The sequence below is a fragment of the Pseudomonas sp. NPDC087804 genome, assembly GCF_044742965.1.
GTDB lineage: Bacteria > Pseudomonadota > Gammaproteobacteria > Pseudomonadales > Pseudomonadaceae > Aquipseudomonas > Aquipseudomonas rustica.
Genome location: NZ_JBIUVN010000005.1, coordinates 18975 through 45557, shown reverse-complemented (window position 1 = coordinate 45557; position 26583 = coordinate 18975). Strand labels below are relative to the sequence as shown.

The window sequence follows — 26583 nt, the reverse complement described above, 5'->3', positions numbered from 1 at the left end:
CAAGCCTTGCTCCTACAGAGTTCTATTTCAGGGCGGCGAGGATCTCGTCCGGGTCAAACCCGCGAATCAAGGTGCCGTTGACATCAATCAACGGAATCCCGCGTCCACCCAATGCCTCATACGCCTTGCGCGCATCGGCATCCTTCTCGATGTCGAACTCCTTGAACGGAATCCCCTTGCTGTCGAGAAAACGCTTGGTCTGCTTGCAGTAACCGCACCAGTCGGTGGCGTAAAGCACGACGTTGGCTTGCGCCCGCGTCTGCTCGGCAACCATCTGCGACGGATTGAACACCCGCTCGATCTTGCCCCAGTTCTGATACACCACGACCACCAGCAGAACCAGCGCGACCTTCTTCAGCACATTGGCGAGCATCAGTTGCGCCGCTTCAGCTGATCGGTCAGCGACGTCGGCAAACCTTTGATCACCAAGGTGCCAGCTTCTTCGTCGTACTCGATCTTCGAGCCCAGCAGGTGCGCTTCAAAGCTGATCGACAGGCCTTCGGCGCGGCCGGTGAAGCGGCGGAATTGATTCAAAGTGCGTTTGTCCGCGGGAATCTCTGGCGACAGGCCGTAGTCCTTATTGCGGATGTGATCGAAGAAGGCTTTCGGGCGCTCTTCGTCGATCAACTCGGAGAGTTCTTCCAGGCCCATCGGCTCGCCGAGTTTGGCCTGGCTGCTGGCGTAATCGACCAGGGTTTTGGTCTTCTCGCGCGCGGACTCTTCCGGCAGGTCTTCGCTCTCGACGAAATCGCTGAAGGCCTTGAGCAGCGTGCGCGTCTCGCCCGGGCCGTCGACGCCTTCCTGGCAGCCGATAAAGTCGCGGAAGTATTCCGAGACCTTTTTGCCATTCTTGCCTTTGATGAATGAGATGTACTGCTTCGATTGTTTGTTGTTCTGCCACTCGGAGACGTTGATCCGCGCTGCGAGGTGCAGTTGGCCAAGGTCGAGGTGGCGCGACGGGGTCACGTCCAGCTCGTCGGTCACCGCCACGCCTTCACTGTGGTGCAGCAGGGCGATTGCCAGGTAATCGGTCATGCCTTGCTGATAATGCGCGAACAGCACGTGGCCGCCGACCGACAGGTTCGACTCTTCCATCAGCTTCTGCAGGTGCTCGACCGCGACTTTGCTGAATGCGGTGAAGTCCTTGCCGCCCTCCATGTATTCCTTCAGCCAGCCACTGAACGGGAACGCGCCGGATTCCGGGTGAAACAGGCCCCAGGCTTTGCCCTGTTTGGCGTTATAGCTTTCGTTGAGGTCGGCGAGCATGTTCTCGATGGCCGCGGACTCGGCCAGTTCCGTGTCACGGGCGTGCAGAACTGCGGGCGTGCCGTCGGGTTTTTTGTCGATCAGGTGGACGATGCAATGACGGATCGGCATGGGCTTCTCGGCTGTTGGAAGGGAGGAGGGCAGGCTCCCCCGAAAAAGCGCTAAGTGTACCCGATTCTCGGCACGGGCCTGTTGTAGGAGCTGCCGCAGGCTGCGATCTTTTGATCTGGCATTTTAAAAAAACAGGATCAAAAGATCGCAGCCTGCGGCAGCTCCTACATAAGCGGGAAACCGCGTCAGCGGCAGCGTAAACGTGGGGTTGTAGGGCAAAACCGGGGCGTGCGACCGGGCTTATGCAGTTTTTTCGCGGTTTAGAGCAATAAAGCTGACCAAATGGGTAGCTAGAGGCGGATATTTCCTTGTCTCTGTGCTAGTTTTGCCCGGTCTTACGCGAAGTCACTGCGTTAAGCGTGCAATCAGCATTTGTCAGGTCGAACCAAACCCTGATTTCGGTATCTATAACCCGACTCGTCGTGGTTATCGCCGAGGGTGCCAGATCCAGAAGATCGGGCTCGATGGCTGACACTGCACTCTGCAATCCATATGAATTTGATAGGGAAGGAACACTACATGGCTCTTACTAAAGACCAACTGATCGACGACATCGCTGAAGCTATCGACGCGCCGAAATCCACCGCGCGTAACGCTCTGGACCAACTGGGCCAAATCGTTGCCGATCAGCTGGAAAACGGCGGCGAAATCACCTTGCCAGGTATCGGCAAGCTGAAAGTGACCGAGCGTCCTGCCCGCACTGGCCGTAACCCTTCGACTGGCGCTGCCATCGAAATCCCTGCGAAGAAAGTGATCAAGCTGGTTGTGGCCAAAGGCCTGACCGACGCTGTGAACAAGTAAGACGCAGCAAAAAAAACCGTGCTCCGGAGTGATCCGGGCACGGTTTTTTTGTGCCTGCGATTTGACGTCTTACCCCTGTAGGAGCTGCGGCACGCTGCGATCTTTTGATCTTGTGTTTACAAATCAATCAAGATCAAAAGATCGCAGCGTGCCGCAGCTCCTACAGGGGTCAGCCCAAGGTTAGCGGGTCCAACGCTCGCGGCGCCAGATCTGCTGCTCGGACTTGGTCTGGAACGTCCACGCCACGAAACGGCTCTGCTTCTGGCCTTGGGACATTTCTACGACCTGGCTTTCCAGCACGCCGGCCTTTTTCAGCGCGGTTTCGATGGCTGGCAGGTTCGAGGCTTTCGACACCAAGGTGCTGAACCACAGCACTTTGTGCTGGAAGTTCGCGCTCTCGGCGATCAGTTGCGTCACGAAACGCGCTTCGCCGCCTTCACACCACAGCTCCGCCGACTGGCCACCGAAGTTCAGCACCGGCAGTTTGCGTTTCGGATCGGCCTTGCCCAGGGCGCGCCATTTGCGCTCGCTGCCCTTGGTCGCTTCGTCCATCGAGGCGTGGAACGGCGGATTGCACATGGTCAGGTCAAAGCGCTCGCCCGGCTCAAGCAAGCCGATCAGGATGTGCTTGCGGTTTTCCTGCAAGCGCAACTGAATCACCTTGTTCAAGTCGTTGGACTGAACGATAGCCTTGGCGGCAGCCACCGCCGTCGGGTCGATTTCAGAACCGAGGAAGTGCCAGCGGTATTCGCTGTTACCGATCAGCGGATAAACGCAGTTGGCGCCCATACCGATGTCGAGCACGTTGACGATCGCGCCGCGCGGCACCTTACCGTCGTTCATGCTCGCCAGCAGGTCAGCGAGGAAGTGCACGTAATCGGCACGGCCCGGCACTGGCGGGCAGAGGTAGTCTGCCGGGATGTCCCAATGCTGGATGCCATAGAACGACTTGAGCAGCGCCCGGTTGAACACGCGCACCGCGTCGGGGCTGGCGAAGTCGATGCTTTCCTTACCGTACGGGTTGATGATCACAAACTTCGCCAGTTCCGGCGTGGTCTTGATCAGCGCCGGGAAGTCGTAACGACCCTGATGGCGATTGCGCGGGTGCAGGCTGGCCTTTTCACGCGGCTCGACGGTCTTGGCCGGGGTCGCGGAGTCGGGCTTTTTGCGCGCAGGTTTGGGTGTGCGGGGGGCGTTCATGGGCGTGGTCGATTCGGGTATGGCTGAAAGTGGCGGGTATTGTCCCACATTGACGAGCTATGCGCCGATCCCATGTAGGAGCTGCTGCAGGCTGCGATCTTTTGATCTTGGTTTTTAAAAGCCAGATCAAAAGATCGCAGCCTGCGGCAGCTCCTACAGGGGGGAATGTGGCGGGAATGAAAAAGGGAGGCCACTTGGGCCTCCCTTTTTTTAGTGCGATTTGCCGTTACAGACTGGCAATCCGCGCGTGTTGCTCGGCCAGTTTGGCCAGGGCTTGTTCAGCCTCGGCCAGTTTGGCGCGTTCCTTCTCGATGACTTCGGCCGGGGCCTTGTCAACGAAACCGGCGTTGGACAGTTTGCCGCCAACACGCTGAACTTCACCCTGCAAACGCAAGATTTCCTTGTCCAGACGCGCCAGCTCGGCGCCCTTGTCGATCAGACCGGCCATCGGCACCAGCACTTCCATCTCGCCAACCAGCGCGGTGGCGGACAGCGGAGCTTCTTCGCCAGCCTGCAGAACGGTGATCGATTCCAGACGCGCCAGTTTCTTCAGCAGCGCTTCGTTCTCGGTCAGACGGCGCTGGTCTTCAGCGCTGACGTTCTTCAGGTAGATCGGCAGTGGCTTGCCCGGGCCGATGTTCATTTCGCCACGGATGTTGCGCGTGCCGAGCATCAGTTCCTTGAGCCATTCGATGTCGTTCTCGGCGGCCGGATCGATGCGCTCTTCGTTGGCCACTGGCCAAGGTTGCAGCATGATCGTCTTGCCCTGAATGCCGGCCAGCGGCGCGATGCGCTGCCAGATTTCTTCAGTGATGAACGGCATGAACGGATGCGCCAGACGCAGCGCCACTTCCAATACGCGAACCAGCGTACGGCGAGTGCCGCGCTGACGTTCAACCGGCGCATTCTCGTCCCACAGCACAGGCTTGGACAGTTCCAGGTACCAGTCGCAATACTGGTTCCAGATGAACTCGTACAGCGCTTGCGCCGCCAGGTCGAAACGGAACTGATCGAGTTGACGGGTCACTTCGGCTTCGGTGCGTTGCAGCTGCGAGATGATCCAGCGATCCGCCAGCGACAGTTCGTAGGCTTCGCCGTTCTGGCCGCAATCTTCGCCCTTGTCCAGAACATAACGCGCGGCGTTCCAGATCTTGTTGCAGAAGTTGCGGTAGCCTTCAACGCGGCCCATGTCGAACTTGATGTCGCGACCGGTCGAAGCCAGCGAGCAGAAGGTGAAGCGCAGGGCGTCGGTGCCGTAGCTGGCGATGCCGTCGGCGAACTCGTCGCGGGTCTGCTTCTCGATCTTCTTCGCCAGTTTCGGCTGCATCATGCCGGAGGTGCGCTTCTGCACCAGGTCTTCCAGCTCGATACCGTCGATGATGTCCAGCGGGTCAAGGACGTTGCCCTTGGACTTGGACATCTTCTGGCCCTGACCATCACGCACCAGACCGTGTACATAAACGGTCTTGAACGGTACCTGCGGCGTGCCGTCCTCGTTCTTGATCAGGTGCATGGTCAGCATGATCATCCGGGCAACCCAGAAGAAAATGATGTCGAAGCCCGTCACCAGCACGTCGGTGGAGTGGAATTTCTTCAGGAACTCGGTTTTTTCCGGCCAGCCCAAGGTGGAGAACGTCCACAGACCGGAACTGAACCAGGTGTCGAGAACGTCGTTGTCCTGTTGCAGCGCAACGTCCGGGCCAAGATTGTTTTTGGCACGCACTTCGGCTTCGTCGCGACCGACATAGACTTTGCCCGACTCATCGTACCAGGCCGGAATCCGGTGGCCCCACCATAGCTGGCGGCTGATGCACCAATCCTGAATGTCGCGCATCCACGAGAAGTACATGTTTTCGTACTGCTTGGGTACGAACTGAATGCGACCGTCTTCAACGGCAGCAATCGCAGGCTCGGCCAAAGGCTTGGTCGACACGTACCACTGGTCGGTCAGCCACGGCTCGATGATGGTGCCGGAGCGATCGCCTTTCGGTACTTTCAGGGCGTGGTCGTTGACGCTGACCAACAGACCGGCGGCGTCGAAGGCGGCAACGATTTGCTTGCGCGCTTCAAAACGCTCGAGGCCGGCGTATTCAGCTGGAATTGCGCCGTCGATGCTGTCGTTCAGCGTACCGTCGAGGTTGAACACCTGGGCTGCCGGCAGCACGTTGGCGTTCTTGTCGAAGATGTTCAGCAGCGGCAGATTGTGGCGCTTGCCGACTTCGTAGTCGTTGAAATCGTGGGCCGGGGTGATTTTCACGCAGCCGGTGCCGAATTCAGGATCGCAGTAATCGTCGGCGATGATCGGGATGCGGCGGCCAACCAGCGGCAGCTCGACAAACTTGCCGATCAGGGCCTGGTAGCGCTCATCGTTCGGGTTAACCGCAACGGCGGAGTCGCCGAGCATGGTTTCCGGACGGGTGGTCGCGACGATCAGGAAGTCGTTGCCATCAGCGGTTTTCGCGCCGTCGGCCAGCGGGTACTTCAGGTTCCACAGGAAACCCTTCTCGTCGTGGTTTTCCACTTCGAGGTCGGAAATCGCCGTGTGCAGCTTGGTGTCCCAGTTGACCAGACGCTTGCCACGATAGATCAGACCGTCTTCGTGCAGACGCACGAACGCTTCTTTAACCGCTTCCGAGAGGCCATCGTCCATGGTGAAGCGCTCGCGGCTCCAGTCGACGGACGAGCCGAGGCGGCGGATCTGACGGCTGATGTTGCCGCCGGACTGATCCTTCCATTCCCAGACTTTCTCGAGGAATTTTTCGCGGCCCAGATCGTGGCGATTCTGGCCTTGGGCTTCGAGTTGACGCTCCACCAGCATCTGCGTAGCGATACCGGCGTGGTCGGTGCCCGGCTGCCACAGGGTGTTGCGACCCTGCATGCGGCGGAAACGGATCAAGGCGTCCATGATCGCGTTGTTGAAACCGTGACCCATGTGCAGGCTGCCGGTGACGTTCGGCGGCGGGATCATGATGGTGTAGGAGTCGCCCGCGCCTTGCGGGGCGAAGTAGTTCTCGGACTCCCAGGTGTTGTACCAGGAAGTTTCAATGGCGTGCGGCTGGTAGGTCTTATCCATGCGCGGCGGGACCCTATTGGCATTAATTCAGGAAAAGCCGACGAGTATAGCGGGGCATGGAGCCGAGGGCGAGCGGGGGGGAGGTCGCGCGGACACTAATGTTGGGGGGGAACCTTTGTGGTGAGGGGATTTATCCCCGATGGGCTGCGCAGCAGCCCCAATATTTCAATCACGCTGCGCGTTTGCAGGGTTAACGACTGCTGCGCAGCCGATCGGGGATAAATCCCCTCACCACAAGGAGGGGGGTTATTCGTATTGGCTGAGCAGCCTTTCCATCCGCGCATCAAGGCGCCGTTTGATTTCGGTTTCGATGTGCGGCGCGAAGTCGTCGATCACGTCTTGCATGATCAATTGCGCGGCGGCGCGCAGTTCGCTGTCGAGGTGGAGCAGGGCGTCCGGGCCTTTATTCACCGGTGTCGCAGGTTGCGCGGCCGGCGCCGGAGTTGGCGCAGGTTGCGGTTCGACGGCTTGCGGTTCATTGCCAACCGCTTCGAACAACATCGGAATCTGTTCCTGTTCACCTTCATCGACCGTATCGGTCAACAGCGGTGGTTGCAGGTTGTCGTCGCCGAGCAACTGACGGATCGATTCGAGATCGTCGAGCAGGTGTGTCGGCTTTTGCTGCGGTTTCGGAGTGTCCATTGGAATGCTCAGAGTCGCTGTAAACGGTGATCTTGCAGAGGATAGCCCTGTTCGCGGTAGAAGCGAAAACTCTCCCGCGCCGCGGCACGAATCGTCGGGTCTTCGACCACCACTTCCGCCACCCGGGCGAACTTGTTGGCGAAGGCCGGGACTTTCAGGTCGAGGTTGACCAGCAAATCCTGATGCTGACCGCAGTCATCACCCACACCCAGCACGATCAAACCGTCCGGTTCGCTGTCGGCAGGGCCATGCGGCACGAAGCTTTCGCCCTTGAACGCCCACAGGCGCGCATCGAGATCGTCACGCTGGGCGGCATCGCTGCAATGCAGATAGATGCGGTGACCCATGCGCCAGGCTTTCTCGGTGAGCTTGCAAGCGAAGTCCAGGCGAGCCGAAGGGTCGGCGCTGGGCAGAATGTAAAAATCGACTTTGGTCATTGCGGTTCCAGAGCGGCAAGCGGCGTCACCCGAGAGTGACGCCGCCGCCCATCAGCGGGTTCAGGCTTTGGCGCGATCCAGCAGGTACTGGGTCAGCAATGGCACCGGACGGCCAGTGGCGCCCTTGTCCTTGCCGCCACTGGTCCATGCGGTGCCCGCGATGTCCAGGTGCGCCCAGTTGAGGTTCTTGGTGAAGCGCGACAGGAAGCATGCCGCTGTGATGGTGCCGGCTTTCGGGCCGCCAATGTTGGCGATGTCGGCGAACGGGCTGTCCAGTTGCTCTTGGTACTCATCGAACAGCGGCAGCTGCCAGGCGCGGTCGTCAGCAGCCTGGCCGGCGCTGAGCAGTTGGCCGATCAGTTCGTCGTTGTTGCCCAGCAGACCCGAGGTGTGCGCACCCAGTGCGACGACGCAAGCGCCGGTCAGGGTGGCGATGTCGATCACCGCTTGTGGCTTGAAGCGCTCGGAGTAGGTCAGCGCATCGCACAGCACCAGACGGCCTTCGGCGTCGGTGTTGAGGATTTCCACGGTCTGGCCGCTCATGGTGGTGACGATGTCGCCTGGACGGGTCGCATTGCCGCTCGGCATGTTTTCCGCGCAAGCGAGGATGCACACCAGGTTGATCGGCAGTTTCAGCTCAAGCACGGCGCGCAAGGTACCGAACACCGAGGCAGCGCCGCCCATGTCGTACTTCATTTCGTCCATGCCGGCGCCCGGCTTCAGGCTGATGCCGCCGGTGTCGAAAGTGATGCCTTTGCCGACCAGTGCGTACGGCTTCTCGGATTTCTTGCCGCCGTTGTATTGCATGACGATCAAACGTGGCGGTTGCTCGCTGCCTTGGCCGACGGCATAGAACGAGCCCATGCCCAGCGACTTGATTTTCTTCTCGTCGAGGACTTCGACTTTCAGGTCCTTGAACTCTTTACCGAGGTTCTTCGCTTGTTCGCCAAGGAAGGTTGGGTGGCAGATGTTCGGTGGCAGATTGCCCAGATCACGGGTGAAGGCCATGCCGTTGGCGATCGCGGTGGCGTGATTCACGGCGCGCTGCACCTCGGCTTGGGCAGCCTTGATGGTCAGCAGGGTGATTTTTTTCAGTGCGCGCGGTTCGGCTTTCTGGCTCTTGAACTGGTCGAAAGTGTATTCGCCGTCCACCAGGGTTTCCGCCAGCAGACGGGTTTTGCCGTAGCTGTCGCGGTTTTTAACAATAACTTCATCCAGCGCCAGCACGGCGTCGCTGCCGTTCAGGCCTTTCAGAGTATTGAGGATACCGGCAACGATTTTGCGGAACGGACGGTCGCCCAGTTCTTCATCCTTGCCCACGCCAACCAACAGCACGCGCTCGGCTTTGAGGTTAGGCAGGCTGTGCAGCAGCAGGCTTTGACCGACTTTTCCGGCCAGATCGCCACGCTTGAGGACGGCGCTGATCGCGCCACCGCTCAGTTCGTCGACCTGTTTGGCGGCGGCGCCGAGTTTGCGGCCTTCGCCGACGGCAACCACCAGGGTGGCGGTTTTCAACGTTTCTGGGCTAACGCTTTTTACAACCAGTTCCATGTCCGGATCCCTGAATGAATGGTCAACACGCAGGCGTTCGACGGTGTCCGCAGTCGCCTGCTTATAAATAGAAGAGGCGCAGGCCAAAGCCTGCGACAAGGGCCGCAGTTTGAACCTCGCTCCCCGCGCCTGACAACCCTCGGTTGTACGATCTGCAACGGATTACAGACATGGATGAGTGTGCGCAGTGACAGGCGCCCCCAATCACAGGATAATGCCGCATCTTTTTCCGACGGCTCTGCGTTGCGGGCCGGTCGGTGTGTTTGCTTGTTTGGCCGCCTTAGCCTGACAACCCTGGAGTGTCTGGTTTGATCGTCTTCCGTTATCTGTCCCGCGAAGTCCTGCTGACCCTCAGCGCCGTGAGTGCCGTGCTGCTGGTCATCATCATGAGCGGTCGCTTCATCAAATATCTGGCTCAGGCCGCTGCCGGCCAGCTCGATCCGGGTTCGCTGTTCCTGATCATGGGCTTTCGTCTGCCGGGGTTCTTGCAACTGATTCTGCCGCTGGGCCTGTTCCTCGGGATCTTGCTGGCTTACGGTCGCCTGTACCTCGAAAGCGAAATGACCGTGCTCTCGGCCACCGGCATGAGCCAGCAGAAGCTGTTTCGCATGACCCTGTTTCCGGCGACCCTGGTGGCGTTGGTGGTGGCATGGCTGAGCCTGGGGTTGGCCCCTCAAGGCGCCAACCAGTTTCAGTTGCTGCTGAACAAGCAGGATGCGCTGACCGAATTCGACACCCTCGAACCGGGTCGCTTCCAGGCGCTGCGCGACGGTACGCGGGTGACGTACACGGAAACCCTGACCGACGACCGGATCAATCTGGGCGGCGTGTTCATTTCGCAGAAAAACCTTGGTGCCGACAAGAAGGACCGCGGGATTTCCATTCTGGTGGCCGAGTCAGGTCTCCAGGAAAGTCGCAAGGACGGCACCCGCTACCTGATCCTCAAAAACGGTTACCGCTATGACGGCAGCCCGGGTCAGGCGGATTATCGTGCGGTGCATTACGAGACCTACGGTGTGCAGTTGCCCAAGCCGGAAGTCAGTGAAGAAGTCACCGACCGTGACGCCATGCCGACCTCAGCCTTGCTTGGAAGTGATGACATCCGCTCCAAAACCGAACTGCAATGGCGTCTTTCCCTGCCGCTGCTGGTGTTTATCGTGACCCTGATGGCGGTGCCGCTGTCGCGGGTCAATCCGCGTCAAGGGCGTTTCCTCAAGCTGCTGCCGGCGATTCTTCTTTATATGGCTTACCTGACCATCCTGATTGCCGCCCGTGGCGCCCTCGAAAAAGGCAAGATCCCGCCGACCCTCGGGTTGTGGTGGGTGCACGCGATCTTCCTGTTTATCGGTCTCGGCCTGCTCTATTGGGAGCCTTTGCGCCTGAAGATGGCCAGCCGTCGCAGCGCTGCGCTGGAGGTGGCCCGTGGTTAAACTCGACCGCTACATCGGCAGCAGCGTGTTCATGGCGATCATCGCCGTGCTGGCGATCATTCTGGGTCTGGCGACGTTGTTCGCTTTTATCGATGAAATGAGCGACGTCAGCGACACCTACACGCTGAAGGATGTGCTGAGCTTCGTGATGCTCACCGCGCCGCGCCGTCTCTACGAAATGCTGCCGATGGCCGCGCTGATTGGCTGTCTGATCGGTCTCGGCAGTCTGGCCAGCAGCAGCGAACTGACCGTCATGCGTGCAGCTGGTGTATCGATCGGGCGCATTGTCTGGGCGGTGATGAAGCCGATGCTGGTGCTGATGCTGGCCGGTTTGCTGATCGGCGAATACGTCGCACCGGCCACCGAAAGCATGGCTCAGGCCAATCGCTCGCTGGCCCAGGGCAGCGGCGATGCGCAAAGTGCCAAACACGGTATGTGGCACCGTCAGGGTGAAGAGTTCATCCACATCAACGCCGTTCAACCCAACGGTTTGCTGTACGGCGTGACCCGTTATCACTTCGACAAAGAGCGTCATCTGCTGAGTTCGAGCTTCGCTAAAAAAGCCGAGTTCGACAAAGATCACTGGCAGCTCACCGATGTCACCACCACGGTTTTCCATGAGCGCAGAACCGAAGTGGTCAATGTGCCGGCCGAGCGTTGGGACGTGTCCCTGAGCCCGCAACTGCTTAGCACGGTGGTGATGGCGCCGGAATCGCTGTCGATCAGCGGTCTGTGGGGTTACATCCACTATCTGTCTGAACAAGGCTTGAGCAACGGCCGTTATTGGCTGGCGTTTTGGGTCAAGGTGTTGCAGCCGCTGGTGACTGCTGCGTTGGTGTTGATGGCGATCTCGTTCATCTTCGGCCCGCTGCGTTCCGTGACCCTCGGTCAGCGTGTGTTCACCGGTGTGCTGGTCGGCTTCACCTTCCGCATCGTCCAGGATTTGCTCGGCCCTTCGAGCCTGGTGTTCGGTTTCTCGCCGCTGTTTGCGGTGCTGGTGCCGGCCGGTGTGTGTGCGCTGCTCGGTGTCTGGCTGCTGAGACGGGCCGGTTAATGCCGCCGGTTTTGCCAGTGTTTTAACCTCGAAAACGCCTCGGTCGACAGACCGGGGCGTTTTTGCATGCAATCCGGGTGACAGGTGAACGTGACGCTTGCGCCGTGTATCAGGTACAATTCCCGGCTATTTTTCGGCGGGCTATGCCTGCAGCCTTTTTGAGTGTTGATCCGTGAGTGATTTGAGTCATATCCGCAATTTCTCCATCATCGCCCACATTGACCATGGCAAGTCGACGCTGGCCGATCGCTTCATCCAGATGTGCGGCGGCCTGGCCGAGCGTGAAATGGAAGCCCAGGTACTGGATTCCATGGATCTGGAACGTGAACGCGGGATCACCATCAAGGCCCACAGCGTTACCCTGTACTACACCGCCAAAGACGGTATCAAGTACCAGCTGAACTTCATTGACACCCCGGGCCACGTCGACTTCACCTACGAAGTCAGCCGTTCCCTGGCCGCGTGTGAAGGTGCACTGCTGGTGGTCGACGCCGGTCAAGGCGTTGAAGCCCAGTCCGTGGCCAACTGCTACACCGCTATCGAGCAGGGCCTTGAGGTCATGCCGGTGCTGAACAAGATCGACTTGCCACAGGCTGATCCTGATCGCGTCAAAGACGAAATCGAGAAGATCATCGGCATCGATGCCACCGACGCCGTCACCTGCAGCGCCAAAACCGGCCTGGGTGTCGACGAAGTGCTCGAGCGCCTGGTGCACACCATTCCTGCGCCGACCGGCAACATCGAAGATCCGCTGCAAGCGTTGATCATCGACTCCTGGTTCGACAACTACCTGGGCGTTGTCTCCCTGGTGCGTGTGCGTCATGGCCGCGTGAAGAAGGGCGACAAGATCCTCGTCAAGTCCACCGGCAAGATCCATCTGGTCGACAGCGTTGGCGTGTTCAACCCGAAGCACACCGCTACTGCTGACCTGAAGGCCGGCGAAGTGGGCTTCATCATCGCCAGCATCAAGGACATTCACGGTGCACCGGTCGGTGACACCCTCACCCTGAGCTCGACCCCGGACGTTGAAGTGCTGCCTGGCTTCAAACGCATCCAGCCGCAGGTTTACGCCGGTCTGTTCCCGGTCAGCTCCGACGACTTCGAGGATTTCCGCGAAGCGTTGCAGAAGCTGACCCTCAACGACTCGTCGCTGCAATACACCCCGGAAAGCTCTGACGCACTGGGCTTCGGCTTCCGTTGCGGTTTCCTCGGCATGCTGCACATGGAAATCATCCAGGAGCGCCTCGAGCGCGAGTACGACCTGGATCTGATCACCACCGCGCCGACGGTAATTTTCGAGCTGGTGCTGAAAACCGGTGAAACGATTTACGTCGACAACCCATCCAAGCTTCCGGATGTGTCGTCGATCGAAGACATGCGCGAGCCAATCGTGCGCGCCAATATCCTGGTGCCGCAGGAGCACTTGGGTAACGTCATCACCCTGTGCATCGAGAAGCGTGGCGTTCAAGTCGACATGCTGTTCCTCGGCAATCAGGTGCAGGTCACTTACGACTTGCCGATGAACGAAGTGGTGCTCGACTTCTTCGACCGTCTCAAATCCACCAGCCGCGGCTATGCTTCGCTGGATTACCATTTCGATCGTTACCAATCGGCTAATCTGGTGAAACTGGACGTGCTGATCAACGGCGACAAGGTCGACGCTCTGGCGCTGATCGTGCACCGTGACAACTCGCACTACAAAGGTCGCCAGTTGACCGAAAAGATGAAAGAACTGATTCCTCGTCAGATGTTCGACGTGGCGATCCAGGCCGCCATTGGCGGTCAGATCGTGGCACGGACAACCGTCAAGGCGCTCAGAAAGAACGTATTGGCCAAGTGCTACGGCGGTGACGTTAGCCGTAAGAAAAAACTGCTTGAAAAGCAGAAGGCCGGTAAAAAACGCATGAAGCAGGTCGGCAACGTGGAAATTCCACAAGAAGCCTTCCTTGCAGTGCTCAGGTTGGATAGTTAGGTCCTATGTCACTAAATTTCCCGCTGTTGCTGGTCATCGCCGTGTTCGTCTGCGGCCTGTTGGCGTTGCTTGATCTGTTGATCCTTGCACCGCGTCGGCGTGCCGCCATTGCCTCTTATCAGGGCAGTGTCGGTCAGCCAGATGTCGTGGTGGTCGAGAAACTCAACAAAGAGCCGCTGCTGGTTGAATACGGCAAGTCGTTCTTCCCGGTGTTGTTCATCGTGCTGGTGCTGCGTTCGTTCCTCGTGGAACCGTTCCAGATCCCGTCGGGTTCGATGAAGCCAACCCTGGACGTCGGCGACTTCATTCTGGTGAACAAGTTTTCTTACGGGATCCGCCTGCCGGTGATCGACAAGAAAATCATCGAAGTCGGTGACCCACAGCGTGGCGATGTCATGGTGTTCCGCTACCCGAGCGACCCGAACGTCAACTACATCAAGCGTGTAGTTGGTCTGCCGGGCGACACGATTCGCTACACCGCTGACAAGCATCTGTTCGTCAACGGCGAGTCGATTGCCGAGCAGATGATCGGCTCCGAGCCGGGCACCCTGGGCAGTGCCGAGCTCTATAAGGAAAAACTCGGCGCTGCCGAGCACCTGATCCGCAAGGAAATGAGCCGCTACCGCGCCACCCCGGATCGTTCGTGGACAGTGCCTGCCGGGCACTACTTCATGATGGGCGACAACCGCGACAACTCGAACGACAGTCGCTACTGGGATGATCCAAAGATTCCCAAGGATCTGCTGGGCATGGTTCCCGACCAGAATATCGTCGGCAAGGCCTTCGCGGTCTGGATGAGCTGGCCGGAACCGAAACTCAGTCACCTGCCGAATTTCTCGCGGGTTGGCCTGATCAAGTAATCACACACGGCGCTGTTGAACACAGCGCCGAATGCATTTCTGGCGTCGACACAATCGGCTCCGGGGCATGAAGCCAACGATATTCAGGATGTAATTTTTGAACACAGCGTTAATTGTCCCAGGCCCGCGCCGTACCCCGGCGATGGCGGTGGAATCCAGCTTTGAACACAGCGTGGGTAAACCGTGAGCGCCTCATTAAGCCGTCTCGAGCGACAGCTCGGTTACACCTTCAAGGATCAGGAGCTGATGCTGCTGGCCCTTACGCACCGCAGTTTTGCCGGGCGCAACAACGAACGCCTGGAATTCCTCGGCGATGCCATCCTCAACTTCGTCGCTGGCGAGGCGCTGTTCGATCGCTTCCCGCTGGCCCGCGAAGGCCAATTGTCGCGTTTGCGCGCACGTCTGGTAAAAGGTGAGACGCTGGCCGTACTGGCGCGCGGTTTCGACCTTGGCGACTACTTGCGACTGGGTTCCGGTGAACTGAAGAGCGGCGGTTTCCGTCGCGAATCGATTCTGGCCGATGCCCTCGAAGCCTTGATCGGCGCGATCTACCTCGATGCCGGCATGGACATGGCGCGCGAACGCGTCCTGGCCTGGCTCGCTGGCGAGTTCGAAGGTCTGACGCTGGTCGACACCAACAAGGATCCGAAAACCCGCCTGCAGGAACACTTGCAATCGCGCGGTTGCGATCTGCCACGCTATGAAGTGGTGGATATCCAGGGCGAGCCGCACTGCCGAACCTTCTTCGTCGAGTGCGAAGTTGTCTTACTGAATGAAAAAAGCCGAGGTCAGGGTGTCAGCCGTCGTATTGCCGAACAGGTAGCGGCCGCTGCAGCACTGATTGCCCTGGGCGTGGAGAATGGCAATGACTGATACAAACGCAACTCGCTGTGGCTATGTTGCCATCGTCGGCCGTCCCAACGTCGGTAAGTCGACGCTGCTCAATCACATCCTCGGCCAGAAGCTCGCGATCACTTCGCGCAAGCCGCAGACCACTCGCCACAACATGCTCGGGATCAAAACCGAGGGTGACGTGCAAGCGATCTACGTCGACACCCCGGGCATGCACAAGGGTGGCGAAAAGGCCCTGAACCGTTACATGAACAAAACCGCTTCGGCCGCGTTGAAAGACGTCGACGTGGTGATCTTCGTCGTTGACCGCACCAAGTGGACCGACGAAGACCAGATGGTGCTGGAACGCGTGCAGTACGTGACCGGCCCGCTGATCGTCGCGCTGAACAAGACCGATCGCATCGAAGACAAAGCCGAGCTGATGCCGCACCTGAGCTGGTTGCAGGAACAACTGCCGAACGCGCAGATCATTCCGATTTCCGCACAGCACGGGCACAACCTCGACGCACTGGAAAAAGTCATCGCCGACCACCTGCCGGAGAACGATCACTTCTTCCCGGAAGACCAGATCACCGACCGCAGCAGCCGTTTCCTCGCCGCCGAACTGGTGCGCGAGAAAATCATGCGCCAGATGGGCGCCGAGCTGCCGTACCAGATCACCGTCGAGATCGAAGAGTTCAAGCAGCAGGGCAAAACCCTGCACATCCACGCCTTGATCCTCGTTGAGCGTGACGGTCAGAAGAAGATCATCATTGGCGACAAGGGCGAGCGCATCAAACGCATCGGCACCGAAGCGCGCAAGGACATGGAGCTGCTGTTCGACTCCAAGATCATGCTCAACCTGTGGGTGAAGGTGAAGGGCGGCTGGTCCGACGACGAGCGTGCACTGCGTTCGCTGGGTTACGGCGACCTGTAACCAGCGGTTGTCGCAACAGCGAAGAAACCTGTGGGAGCGAGCTTGCTCGCGAAGAGGATGTAACATTCAGCATCGATGTTGACTGTCACACCGAATTCGCGAGCAAGCTCGCTCCCACAGTGGTTTTGGGGTGAATATAAAACCGCGCTTTTTCCATGAGAGTTCCATGTCCTCAAACCCGCCTCCCGCCCAACCCGCCTACGTCCTGCACTCTCGCGCCTATCGCGAAACCAGTGCCTTGGTGGATTTCCTCACGCCGCAAGGTCGGCTGCGGGCGGTGTTGCGCAGTGCGCGGGGCAAGGCCGGGACGTTGGCCCGGCCGTTCGTGTCGCTGGAAGTCGAGTTTCGCGGCAAGGGTGAGTTGAAGAATGTCGGGCGCATGGAAAGTGCCGGCACCTCGGCGTGGCTCAATGGTGAGGCGCTGTTCAGCGGACTCTATCTCAATGAACTGCTGATCCGTTTGCTCCCTGCTGAGGATCCACACCCCGGTGTATTCGATCACTACGCCGCGACCTTGCTGGCATTGGCTGAGGGCCGTCCGCTGGAGCCGCTGCTGCGTTCCTTCGAATGGCGTTTGCTGGACGATCTCGGTTATGGCTTCTCGCTGAACAGCGATATCCACGGCGAACCGATAGCCGAAGACGGCCTCTATCGCCTGCAAGTGGATGCCGGCCTGGAGCGCGTTTTTCTGCTGCAACCCGGCCTGTTCAACGGCGTCGAATTACTGGCCATGGCCGAAGCCGACTGGACTGCACCGGGCGCACTTTCCGCAGCCAAGCGCCTGATGCGCCAAGCCCTCGCCGTTCACTTGGGCGGCCGTCCTCTCGTTAGTCGCGAGCTGTTTCGCAAGCCCTAGCCCCGTGTATGCTGTGCGCCGAATCTTTTTCTTCAGGAGCGCGCACCCGTGACCACCAGCAATCGCATTCTTCTTGGCGTGAACATCGACCACGTCGCCACCCTGCGTCAGGCCCGTGGTACGCGCTACCCGGATCCGGTCAAGGCTGCGCTGGACGCGGAAGAGGCGGGCGCTGATGGCATTACTGTTCACCTGCGTGAAGACCGCCGGCACATTCAGGAGCGCGACGTACTGCTGCTCAAGGATGTGCTGCAAACCCGCATGAACTTCGAAATGGGCATCACCGAAGAAATGATGGCGTTCGCTGAGCGCATTCGTCCGGCGCACATCTGCCTGGTGCCGGAAACCCGTCAGGAACTGACCACTGAAGGCGGTCTGGATGTAGCCGGGCAGGAAGAACGGATCAAGGCTGCGGTTGAGCGTCTGTCGAAGATCGGCAGCGAAGTGTCGCTGTTCATCGATGCTGATGAGCGGCAGATTGCAGCGTCGAAGCGCGTTGGCGCACCGGCGATCGAACTGCACACCGGGCGTTATGCCGATGCTGAAACGCCGACGGAAGTGGCTGAAGAACTGCAGCGCGTTGCGGATGGCGTGGCGTTTGGTTTGGCGCAGGGTTTAATCGTCAATGCCGGCCATGGCCTGCATTACCACAACGTTGAGGCGGTGGCGGCGATCAAGGGGATCAACGAGCTGAACATCGGCCATGCGCTGGTGGCGCATGCGTTGTTCGTGGGCTTCAAGTCCGCTGTGTCCGAGATGAAAGCGCTGATACTGGCTGCTGCGCTCAAGGGCTAAGATCAAAAGATCGCAGCCTTCGGCAGCTCCTACAGGTTATGTGTACACCTGTAGGAGCTGCCGAAGGCTGCGATCTTTTGCTTTTAAAGCGGGGCAGGTTCTTGAGCGGGTTTTGACTTGTCGATGCCAGGCACATGCAGATTGCCCTCAGCCACTTGATCACCCTCAAGCTGCGGCTGCGTCACCCAGGTCAGAATGTCGTAATAACGACGAATGTTCGCCACGAAATGCACCGGCTCGCCGCCCCGGGCATAGCCGTAACGGGTTTTGCTGTACCACTGTTTCTGCGCCAGACGCGGCAGGATCTTCTTCACGTCCAGCCACTTGTCCGGGTTCAAACCTTCTTTGGCGGTCAGTTTGCGCGCGTCATCGAGGTGGCCGCTGCCGACGTTGTACGCCGCGAGGGCGAACCACGTGCGATCCGGTTCCTTGATCGAATCGTCGAGCTGATCCTTCATATAAGCCAGGTACTTGGCGCCGCCCATGATGCTCTGTTTCGGATCAAGTCGGTTCGACACGCCCATCGCCTGCGCGGTGTTCTGCGTCAGCATCATCAGCCCGCGCACACCGGTTTTCGAGGTGACCGTCGGTTGCCACAGCGATTCCTGATAACCGATCGCCGCCAGCAGGCGCCAGTCGACTTTCTCTTTCTTCGCGTAATTCTTGAAGTGCTGTTCGTACTTTGGCAAGCGCTGCTGCAAGTGCTGGGCGAAGGTGGTCGCGCCCATGTAACCGAGTACGTCAACGTGGCCGTAGTAGCGATCTTTCAAGCGTTGCAGGGTGCCATTCTTTTGCACCTTGTCCAGATACGCGTTGATCTCGTTGAGCAGGCTGTTGTCTTCGCCCGGGGCCACGGCCCAGCTCTGGTTGCTGGCATCGCCAAGGTCGAAGGCGACGCGGATGTTGGTGAAGTACACCTGGTTCATCGCCACTTCGTTGGAATCGACGAGGGTCAGGTCGATCTGGCCTTCATCGACCATGCGCAGCAGATCGACCACTTCAACCGCGTCGGATTCTTCGTATTCAATGCCGGGGAATTTCTTTTTCAGCTCCGCCAGTTGCTCGGCGTGGGTGCTGCCCTTGAGCACCATGATCTTCTTGCCGACCAGATCGCCGGCGTCGGTAGGGCGCGACTGGCCGTTGCGATAAATGATCTGCGGGGTAACTTCTAAATAAGAGTGGGAGAAACGCACCTGTTGCTTGCGATGCTCACTGCTGACCAGGCCGGCGGCGGCGAGTACCGGGCCGTTGGGTTTGCCGATCTGATTGAAAAGGTCATCGAGGTTGTCGGCGGTCTCGATCTTCAGCTCGACCCCCAAATCGTCGGCGAAACGCTTCACCAGCTCGTATTCGAAGCCGGTTTCACCGCTGCGATCCTGAAAGTAGGTGGCGGGGCTGTTGCGTGTAATCACGCGCAGCACACCATCCTCCTTTATGCGCTCCAGCGTGTTGGGTTTATCAACACAGCCACTGAGCATCAGGAAGAGTCCGGTTGCGATCAGCCATTTGGCGTACCGCGGACGCAAAGCCGTTGGGAAAAACATGTGCGCAGTATACGCAAACGGCCACTGGCGCCATATCTCGACAGTGCAGGATGACTCTGTTGGCCGTCACAAAATCGCACGAAACCCAGCAGGCACGGGGCTTCGCGGGTTTTTGTTACAGTAAAAATAAGCAGGTCTCAAATCGCTGATTTACCTGACTCCGGAGTCGGAAACACAGATTGATACCCGAGTGCAACCGTGCGTAGCGTTTCGGGTGATGTTGAGGGCGGTTTAGGCTAGAATGCACGGCCTCAAAGCACACCCCTTCCCGAGGCTGTCCCGAAGATGTTGATCCTGCGCGGCGCTCCTGCCCTTTCTGCCTTTCGCCTCAGCAATCTCCTTGAGCAACTGAGCGAGAAGGTTCCAGCTGTCAGTGGCCTGTATGCTGAATTCGCTCACTTCGCCGAAGTCACCGGCGTCCTGACCGGCGACGAACAGCAGGTGCTAGCGCGCCTTCTGAAGTACGGCCCAAGCGTTCCGGTACAAGAGCCGACCGGTCGTCTGTTTCTGGTGTTGCCGCGTTTCGGCACCATTTCGCCATGGTCGAGCAAGGCCAGCGACATCGCCCGCAACTGCGGCCTGAGCAAGATCCAGCGTCTGGAGCGCGGTATCGCCTTCTACGTTGCCGGTCAGTTCAGCGACGCCGAAGCCCAGCAGATTGCCGACGTGTTGCACGACCGCATGACGCAAATCGTGCTGGCCAACCTTGAACAGGCCGCCGGTCTGTTCAGCCACGCCGAACCGAAGCCGCTGACCGCGATCGACATCCTCGGTGGCGGTCGCGCCGCGCTGGAAAAAGCCAACACCGAACTGGGCTTGGCCCTGGCCGAAGACGAGATCGACTATCTGGTCGACGCCTTCAACGGTTTGAAGCGCAACCCGCACGACATCGAACTGATGATGTTCGCCCAGGCTAACTCCGAGCACTGCCGTCACAAGATCTTCAACGCCAGTTGGGATATTGATGGTGAGAACCAGGAAAAAAGCCTGTTCGGCATGATCAAGAACACCTACGTGATGCACAGCGAAGGCGTTCTGTCGGCTTATAAGGACAACGCCTCGGTGATCGTCGGCAACGTCGCCGGCCGTTTCTTCCCGAACCCTGAGACCCGTCAGTACGGCGCGGTGCAGGAGCCGGTGCACATCCTGATGAAGGTTGAAACCCACAACCACCCGACCGCGATTGCTCCGTTCCCGGGTGCATCGACCGGTTCCGGCGGCGAAATCCGTGACGAAGGTGCAACCGGCCGTGGCGCCAAGCCAAAGGCTGGCCTGACCGGTTTCACCGTGTCCAACCTGCAGATCCCGGGCTTCGAACAGCCGTGGGAAGTGCCGTACGGCAAGCCTGAGCGCATCGTTACCGCCCTGGACATCATGATCGAAGGCCCGCTCGGCGGCGCCGCGTTCAACAACGAATTCGGTCGTCCGGCCCTGACTGGCTACTTCCGTACCTTCGAACAGTCGATCACCACCCCGCATGGTGACGAAGTTCGTGGTTACCACAAGCCGATCATGTTGGCCGGCGGCATGGGCAACATCCGCGAAGAACACGTCAAGAAAGGCGAGATCGTCGTGGGCTCCAAGCTGATCGTCCTCGGCGGCCCGGCGATGTTGATCGGTCTGGGTGGCGGCGCGGCTTCCTCCATGGCCACCGGCACCAGCTCGGCGGATCTCGACTTCGCTTCCGTACAGCGTGAAAACCCTGAGATGGAGCGTCGTTGCCAGGAAGTCATCGACCGTTGCTGGCAGTTGGGTGACAAGAACCCGATCAGCTTCATCCACGACGTCGGCGCGGGCGGTCTGTCCAACGCCTTCCCGGAACTGGTCAACGACGGCGACCGCGGTGGCCGTTTCGAACTGCGCAACATTCCCAACGACGAGCCGGGCATGGCCCCGCACGAAATCTGGTCCAACGAATCCCAGGAACGTTACGTTCTGGCCGTCGGCCCTGAAGACTTCGCGCGCTTCCAGGCGATTTGCGAACGCGAGCGCTGCCCGTTTGCCGTTGTCGGTGAAGCCACCGCTGAACCGCAACTGACCGTGACCGACAGCCACTTCGGCAATAACCCGGTGGACATGCCACTGGAAGTGTTGCTGGGCAAGGCCCCGCGCATGCACCGCTCGGTGGTTCGCGAAGCTGAAATGGGCGATGACTTCGATCCGTCGAACCTCGACATCAGCGAGTCCATCGAACGCGTTCTGCATCACCCGGCCGTGGCGAGCAAGAGCTTCCTGATTACCATCGGCGACCGCACCATCACCGGCCTCGTGGCCCGTGACCAAATGGTCGGCCCATGGCAGGTTCCGGTGGCCGACGTTGCCGTCACCGCCACCAGCTTCGACGTTTACACCGGTGAAGCGATGGCAATGGGCGAGCGCACTCCGCTGGCTCTGCTGGACGCCCCGGCGTCGGGCCGCATGGCCATCGGCGAAACCCTGACCAACATCGCCGCGTCGCGCATCAACAAGATCTCCGACATCAAACTGTCGGCGAACTGGATGTCCGCTGCCGGCCACCCGGGCGAAGACGCGCGTCTGTACGACACCGTGAAAGCGGTCGGTATGGAACTGTGCCCTGAGCTGGGTATCACCATTCCGGTGGGCAAGGACTCGATGTCCATGGCCACCCGTTGGAGCGATAACGGCGAAGAAAAAACCGTGACCTCGCCGATGTCGCTGATCGTGACCGGTTTCGCGCCAGTGGCTGACATCCGTCAGACCCTGACCCCGGAACTGCGTATGGACAAGGGCACCACCGACCTGATCCTGATCGACCTCGGTCGCGGGCAGAACCGTATGGGTGCTTCGATCCTTGCTCAGACACACGGCAAGCTCGGCAAACACGCGCCGGACGTCGATGACGCCGAAGACCTGAAAGCCTTCTTCGCGGTGATTCAGGGCCTCAACGCCGACGGTCACTTGCTGGCGTACCACGACCGTTCCGACGGTGGTCTGCTGACCTCCGTGGTGGAAATGGCCTTCGCCGGCCACTGCGGTCTGAGCCTGAACCTCGACGGTCTGGCAGAAACCACCGCCGACATCGCCGCCATCCTGTTCAACGAAGAACTGGGTGCGGTGATTCAGGTTCGTCAGGACGCCACGCCAGACATCCTCGCGCAATTCAGCGCGGCCGGTCTGGGCGACTGCGTGTCGGTGATCGGTCAGCCGATCAACAATGGCCAGATCAACATCACCTTCAACGGTGACACCGTGTTCGAAGGCCAGCGTCGTCTGCTGCAACGTACCTGGGCTGAAACCAGCTACCAGATCCAGCGTCTGCGTGATAACGCCGACTGCGCCGAGCAAGAGTTCGACGTGCTGCTGGAAGAGGACAACCCGGGCCTGAGCGTCAAGCTCAGCTACGACGTCAACCAGGACATTGCCGCGCCTTACATCAAGAAAGGCATTCGCCCACAGGTTGCCGTGCTGCGTGAGCAGGGCGTCAACGGTCAGGTGGAAATGGCCGCTGCGTTCGACCGCGCTGGTTTCAACGCGATCGACGTGCACATGAGCGACATTCTCGCCGGCCGTGTCGACCTGAACGAGTTCAAAGGTCTGGTGGCGTGCGGTGGTTTCTCCTACGGCGACGTGCTCGGCGCCGGTGAGGGCTGGGCCAAGTCGGCGCTGTTCAACAGCCGTGCCCGCGATGCGTTCCAGGGTTTCTTCGAGCGTAACGACAGCTTCACCCTCGGCGTGTGCAACGGTTGCCAGATGATGTCCAACCTGCACGAGCTGATCCCGGGGAGCGAGTTCTGGCCGCACTTCGTGCGCAACCGCTCCGAGCAGTTCGAAGCGCGCGTGGCGATGGTGCAGATTCAGGAATCGAACTCGATCTTCCTGCAGGGCATGGCCGGTTCGCGTATGCCGATCGCCATCGCTCACGGTGAAGGTCACGCCGAGTTCTCCAGCGAAGAAGCACTGCTGGAAGCCGATCTGTCGGGTTGCGTGGCGATGCGTTTCGTCGACAACCATGGCAAGGTCACCGAGAAGTATCCGGCTAACCCGAACGGTTCGCCGCGCGGGATTACTGGTCTCACCAGCCGTGATGGCCGTGTGACGATCATGATGCCGCACCCGGAGCGTGTGTTCCGCGCGGTGCAGAACTCGTGGCGTTCGGAAGACTGGAACGAGGACGCACCTTGGATGCGTATGTTCCGTAATGCACGCGTCTGGGTTAACTAAGGCCTGTGTATAAGCTGGCGTTTTTTGTTCCTGACAGTCATGTCGAGGTGGTCAAAGGGGCTGTGTTCGCTGCCGGTGGTGGGCGGATCGGTGACTATGACCACTGTGCTTGGCAGGTGCTTGGTCTGGGCCAGTTTCGACCTTTGGACGGGAGTCAGCCGTTCATTGGTGAGGCGGGGCAGGTTGAGCGGGTTGAGGAATGGAAGGTTGAGCTTGTGGTGGCGGATGAGTTGATTGTTGCTGTTGTGGCGGCTTTGAAGCTTAGTCATCCGTACGAGACGCCGGCTTATGAGGTGTGGCGGCTGGAAGATTTCTGATCTTCCTTGCTGAAACAAGAAACCCGCAGATGAGAGATTGTCTGCGGGTTTTTTGTTGCCCCCGATTTGCTTTTCTGTAGGAGTGAGCCTGCTCGCGATGGCGCCCTGACAGGCGACCATGCTCTGTCTGGCTGAGTGAATATCCGATTCTTCGAGTGCTGCCGCTGACGGTTCCGCCCTTACGGCGGGTCACTTTTGACAAACGCCTCAAAAGTAACCAAAAAGGCTTGCCCCAACGTTCGGCCCGCTCGCTAAAGCTCGGGGTTCCTTCGCTCCGGGATCCATCCGGGCGCATCGCCTCCGGTTTGCTTCGCTGCACCTCCTCTCGATGCATTTGGCTGCGCCAAACGGTCGCTGCGCTCCCACCCCCGGATGAATCCCTCCACTCAGCCTGCCGACGGGGCCTGTGGATCAAGATCAAGAGCAGGCGAGCTGACACTCGGCCTATTGAGTGGTGAGGAGCACGGAGTGTTCGGCTTTGGTTTTGTGGTGGATTCGCCCCTCACCCCAGCCCTCTCCCGGGGGAGAGGGAGCCGATTTGTGGGCTTTTCAGGATCTGAATTCGACTCGGTATTTCACGTCAGCGTAGATCCACCAAACACTTCGGTCAGTCCCCTCTCCCTCTGGGAGAGGGCTAGGGTGAGGGTTTGCTTTGGTCTGTTTAGATATGTGTAGAAATAACAGAGTCTTCCCACAAGGTTTTCAGGTTGTCCGTCGGACGCGCGCTCTCTAGTCTTTGCCTGTCGCTGCCAATTCAGCGACCGGGAGGTGAGATACCCGATTTGGATCCCCAGACAAGTGCCCCCATAATTGCGGCCAGCTAACGCTGTCAGCAATTCCTTATGGCGGCTATGTGCGGGCGGACTTCGGTCCGGCCGGTTTTGGGGTTCTATCGGTGATCTCACTCCGTACATGGCTGCCACCTCTTCTTCGAGTGAGATCGGGAGCAAGTGGCTGCAAACTTAAAGGACTTGTTCGATGGACAAACTAATCCCAGATCCACCCCCCGAAACCACCACCCCACTCGAAGCCGCCATCCGCGCCGAAGACTTGGCAAAAAACCGCGAAGCCATCAAACGCGCCCTCGATTTCTACCTCAGCCCCGAACCCGCCAAACCCCGGCAACCGAGCACGATGTTCCTCGTCCACCCCAGCGTCGACACCGAAAGCCTGCTCGCCCACGCCTGTGAATCGTTGGCCTCAGCAAACGCCATGGCCAGCAACTTCGCAACCGAGCTAGGCGGCTTGCACCGCAGCACGGCACTGGCCATCCAGCAAATCATCATGCTCGCCGAACTCGCAGTAAATCGCGCACTGGATCGAGTCGATCCACAAACCTGACAACCGCGTCATCGTTCATCGCCAGCAGGCTGGCTCCCACATTTGAAATGCATGCTCTGCGGGCTTGCTCGCGAAAGCGTTTCCGCAGTTGTCCGAATACTTCCTGTACCTCATCAAATAGCGGAATTTTCCTACCGGTTTTTCAGGTTGTCTCTCGGAAGTAGCCTCTCTAACTTGGGTTGTCTCTGGAAAACAGTGAGCTAGGCAATAGACCGCTAACGGGATGTTGCTCCTTTCGCTGAAGCCATCGACATGACTCTGAGGTTGAAAATGGAGCTACTTCCCGTCGTCACACCCCGCATCAACGCAAGCACCGCGCTGGGGCGGGCGCTGGTATCGATGTTCAAGTCCGTCGAGGCGGAATTGATTGAAGAGAATGCAGCAACTGGAGCGGTCAAGATCATTGTGTTTGGAGGGTGTGCAGTTCACCTCTACACCCATCACCGCATATCTTTGGATGTCGATGCGGAAATCTATGAGGCATGCATTCCGGCAGGATTCGACCTGCGTACGCTGCTGGCGACGGTGCCGGAGCCCTTTGTCGATGAGCTTTCTGCTCGAAAGATGGAGCTGAACTACGACCTGCAATACAACACTAGCTTTGGCCCGATTCATGAGGATTATTGGTCGCGAAGTATTCCCATGTCAGAGTTTTCGCTGGAGTCTCCTCTACACATTCATATTGCTGCGCCCGTCGACATAGCCATTACAAAGCTGGGCAGGGCTACAGATCACGATATCGCAGACATCAATGCGCTTCTGAGGTGCGGGTTCATACTGACCAGCGAGCTCCGGCGTCTGGCATTGCAGGCAATTGATGTATATGTTGGCAATAAAGCGCAACCGACCTCGGTATTGAGCAACATATTGCAAGACTATCTGGAGAAAGCAGATGACGAAGCTGAATGACGCTCACGTCCTCTCATCCGCATTAGACACTCTCGTCAGAAGCCCTCTGAATCAGGCCGACGACGTTGCACTGGTGAATGCTGCGAAAGAAGTCTGGTACTCGGATTCAAATGTTGAAAGCGAGGTGAAGGCCTTTCTGAAACATCATAGCGATGACATTGAACGTCGCCGCGCCGCCTACCTGTTGGAGCGATTTACGCGTTTTTCGTGTGTCTCGGATACCCGCGTATTGGAAACGCTTCATGCGCTGGAGCTTTTCGCACACTCGACACCGAAGCAGGATGTCGCGCCTCAAACAAAGGTTTCATTACGCAATCGCAAAGATGAATTGGCGGTCTCTTGGGGGTTAGCAGAAAGTCTTGGATTGAAGGTTCAAACGCTGATGCCATTTCAGACCCGCCATTACCAAGCGGAACAGCATTCATCCTGAGCCGAATTTGTTGGCGATGAAAAACCCGGCCTAAGCCGGGTTTT

22 protein-coding genes are annotated in these 26583 nt (G+C 59.0%); 14 read left to right on the top strand and 8 right to left on the bottom strand.

The genetic code is table 11. The features are described from left to right. Window positions 1-22: 22 nt before the first annotated feature. Both ACIOMO_RS11140 and yejK read right to left on the bottom strand, forming a co-directional pair. Window positions 23-373, bottom strand: coding sequence for a glutaredoxin family protein (locus tag ACIOMO_RS11140; protein ID WP_282359160.1), 351 nt, complete (start codon window positions 371-373; stop codon window positions 23-25). Further along, the gene (gene yejK / locus ACIOMO_RS11135) at window positions 373-1377 is read right to left on the bottom strand and encodes a nucleoid-associated protein YejK (RefSeq protein WP_053117368.1); all 1005 of its coding nucleotides are present in this window, start codon (window positions 1375-1377) and stop codon (window positions 373-375) included. Before yejK ends, ACIOMO_RS11140 begins: the two co-directional genes overlap by 1 nt. 519 nt (window positions 1378-1896) lie before the next feature. On the opposite strand from yejK, the gene ACIOMO_RS11130 reads away from it, so the two are divergent. Continuing rightward, complete coding sequence (locus ACIOMO_RS11130) at window positions 1897-2178, top strand: HU family DNA-binding protein (RefSeq protein WP_401240615.1); 282 nt, start codon at window positions 1897-1899, stop codon at window positions 2176-2178. Window positions 2179-2358: 180 nt separating this feature from the next. Here ACIOMO_RS11130 and rlmF read toward each other — a convergent pair whose 3' ends face one another. The 5 genes from rlmF to ACIOMO_RS11105 form a co-directional block, all read right to left on the bottom strand. Beyond that, entirely contained in the window at window positions 2359-3378 is a 1020-nt protein-coding gene (gene rlmF / locus ACIOMO_RS11125) for a 23S rRNA (adenine(1618)-N(6))-methyltransferase RlmF (protein WP_401240612.1), read from the bottom strand. Between the two features lie 226 nt (window positions 3379-3604). Further along, window positions 3605-6451, bottom strand: a complete 2847-nt coding sequence (locus tag ACIOMO_RS11120) for a valine--tRNA ligase (protein ID WP_401240609.1) — start codon at window positions 6449-6451, stop codon at window positions 3605-3607. A 246-nt stretch (window positions 6452-6697) separates the two neighbouring features. Then, window positions 6698-7093: a DNA polymerase III subunit chi gene (locus ACIOMO_RS11115; RefSeq protein ID WP_212549652.1), complete on the bottom strand. Its 396-nt coding sequence runs from the start codon at window positions 7091-7093 to the stop codon at window positions 6698-6700. Window positions 7094-7101: 8 nt separating this feature from the next. Beyond that, window positions 7102-7530 (bottom strand): DNA polymerase III subunit chi, encoded by a 429-nt coding sequence (locus tag ACIOMO_RS11110; protein ID WP_053117380.1) that lies wholly within the window; start codon window positions 7528-7530, stop codon window positions 7102-7104. A gap of 60 nt (window positions 7531-7590) precedes the next feature. Beyond that, window positions 7591-9081 (bottom strand): leucyl aminopeptidase, encoded by a 1491-nt coding sequence (locus ACIOMO_RS11105; RefSeq protein ID WP_159813864.1) that lies wholly within the window; start codon window positions 9079-9081, stop codon window positions 7591-7593. 308 nt (window positions 9082-9389) lie between these two features. On the opposite strand from ACIOMO_RS11105, the gene lptF reads away from it, so the two are divergent. The 8 genes from lptF (at window position 9390) to pdxJ (ending at window position 17816) form a co-directional block, all read left to right on the top strand. Continuing rightward, a complete protein-coding gene (gene lptF / locus ACIOMO_RS11100; RefSeq protein ID WP_053117386.1) occupies window positions 9390-10511 on the top strand; it encodes an LPS export ABC transporter permease LptF in 1122 nt (373 codons plus the stop codon). After that, entirely contained in the window at window positions 10504-11565 is a 1062-nt protein-coding gene (lptG, locus tag ACIOMO_RS11095; RefSeq protein ID WP_401240604.1) for an LPS export ABC transporter permease LptG, read from the top strand. The genes lptF and lptG overlap by 8 nt, the downstream gene beginning before the upstream one ends. Window positions 11566-11737: 172 nt before the next feature. Further along, window positions 11738-13537, top strand: coding sequence for a translation elongation factor 4 (gene lepA / locus ACIOMO_RS11090; RefSeq protein WP_016986097.1), 1800 nt, complete (start codon window positions 11738-11740; stop codon window positions 13535-13537). Window positions 13538-13542: 5 nt separating this feature from the next. Further along, window positions 13543-14397 (top strand): signal peptidase I, encoded by an 855-nt coding sequence (lepB, locus tag ACIOMO_RS11085; protein WP_053117392.1) that lies wholly within the window; start codon window positions 13543-13545, stop codon window positions 14395-14397. A gap of 183 nt (window positions 14398-14580) precedes the next feature. Next, the gene (gene rnc, locus ACIOMO_RS11080; protein ID WP_053117395.1) at window positions 14581-15270 is read left to right on the top strand and encodes a ribonuclease III; all 690 of its coding nucleotides are present in this window, start codon (window positions 14581-14583) and stop codon (window positions 15268-15270) included. After that, window positions 15263-16165, top strand: a complete 903-nt coding sequence (gene era, locus ACIOMO_RS11075; RefSeq protein WP_007909024.1) for a GTPase Era — start codon at window positions 15263-15265, stop codon at window positions 16163-16165. Before rnc ends, era begins: the two co-directional genes overlap by 8 nt. Window positions 16166-16331: 166 nt before the next feature. Next, on the top strand, window positions 16332-17021 hold the full coding sequence (gene recO / locus ACIOMO_RS11070) for a DNA repair protein RecO (protein ID WP_401240601.1): 690 nt from the start codon (window positions 16332-16334) through the stop codon (window positions 17019-17021). Window positions 17022-17069: 48 nt separating this feature from the next. Further along, entirely contained in the window at window positions 17070-17816 is a 747-nt protein-coding gene (pdxJ, locus tag ACIOMO_RS11065) for a pyridoxine 5'-phosphate synthase (RefSeq protein WP_400755637.1), read from the top strand. 83 nt (window positions 17817-17899) lie between these two features. Here the strand turns inward: pdxJ and mltF are convergent, their stop codons facing one another. Beyond that, window positions 17900-19360 (bottom strand): membrane-bound lytic murein transglycosylase MltF, encoded by a 1461-nt coding sequence (gene mltF, locus ACIOMO_RS11060; protein ID WP_082341386.1) that lies wholly within the window; start codon window positions 19358-19360, stop codon window positions 17900-17902. A gap of 285 nt (window positions 19361-19645) precedes the next feature. On the opposite strand from mltF, the gene purL reads away from it, so the two are divergent. The 5 genes from purL (at window position 19646) to ACIOMO_RS11035 (ending at window position 26539) form a co-directional block, all read left to right on the top strand. After that, entirely contained in the window at window positions 19646-23542 is a 3897-nt protein-coding gene (gene purL / locus ACIOMO_RS11055; protein ID WP_401240599.1) for a phosphoribosylformylglycinamidine synthase, read from the top strand. Window positions 23543-23547: 5 nt separating this feature from the next. After that, the gene (locus tag ACIOMO_RS11050; RefSeq protein WP_042607740.1) at window positions 23548-23859 is read left to right on the top strand and encodes a YqfO family protein; all 312 of its coding nucleotides are present in this window, start codon (window positions 23548-23550) and stop codon (window positions 23857-23859) included. Window positions 23860-24837: 978 nt separating this feature from the next. Beyond that, entirely contained in the window at window positions 24838-25200 is a 363-nt protein-coding gene (locus tag ACIOMO_RS11045) for a DUF6124 family protein (RefSeq protein ID WP_212549650.1), read from the top strand. A gap of 252 nt (window positions 25201-25452) precedes the next feature. Continuing rightward, window positions 25453-26109, top strand: coding sequence for a DUF6036 family nucleotidyltransferase (locus ACIOMO_RS11040; protein ID WP_401240595.1), 657 nt, complete (start codon window positions 25453-25455; stop codon window positions 26107-26109). After that, window positions 26093-26539 carry a hypothetical protein gene (locus ACIOMO_RS11035; protein ID WP_064393272.1) on the top strand — a complete coding sequence of 149 codons (447 nt, stop codon included), beginning with the start codon at window positions 26093-26095 and terminating at the stop codon, window positions 26537-26539. The genes ACIOMO_RS11040 and ACIOMO_RS11035 overlap by 17 nt, the downstream gene beginning before the upstream one ends. Window positions 26540-26583 lie beyond the last annotated feature (44 nt).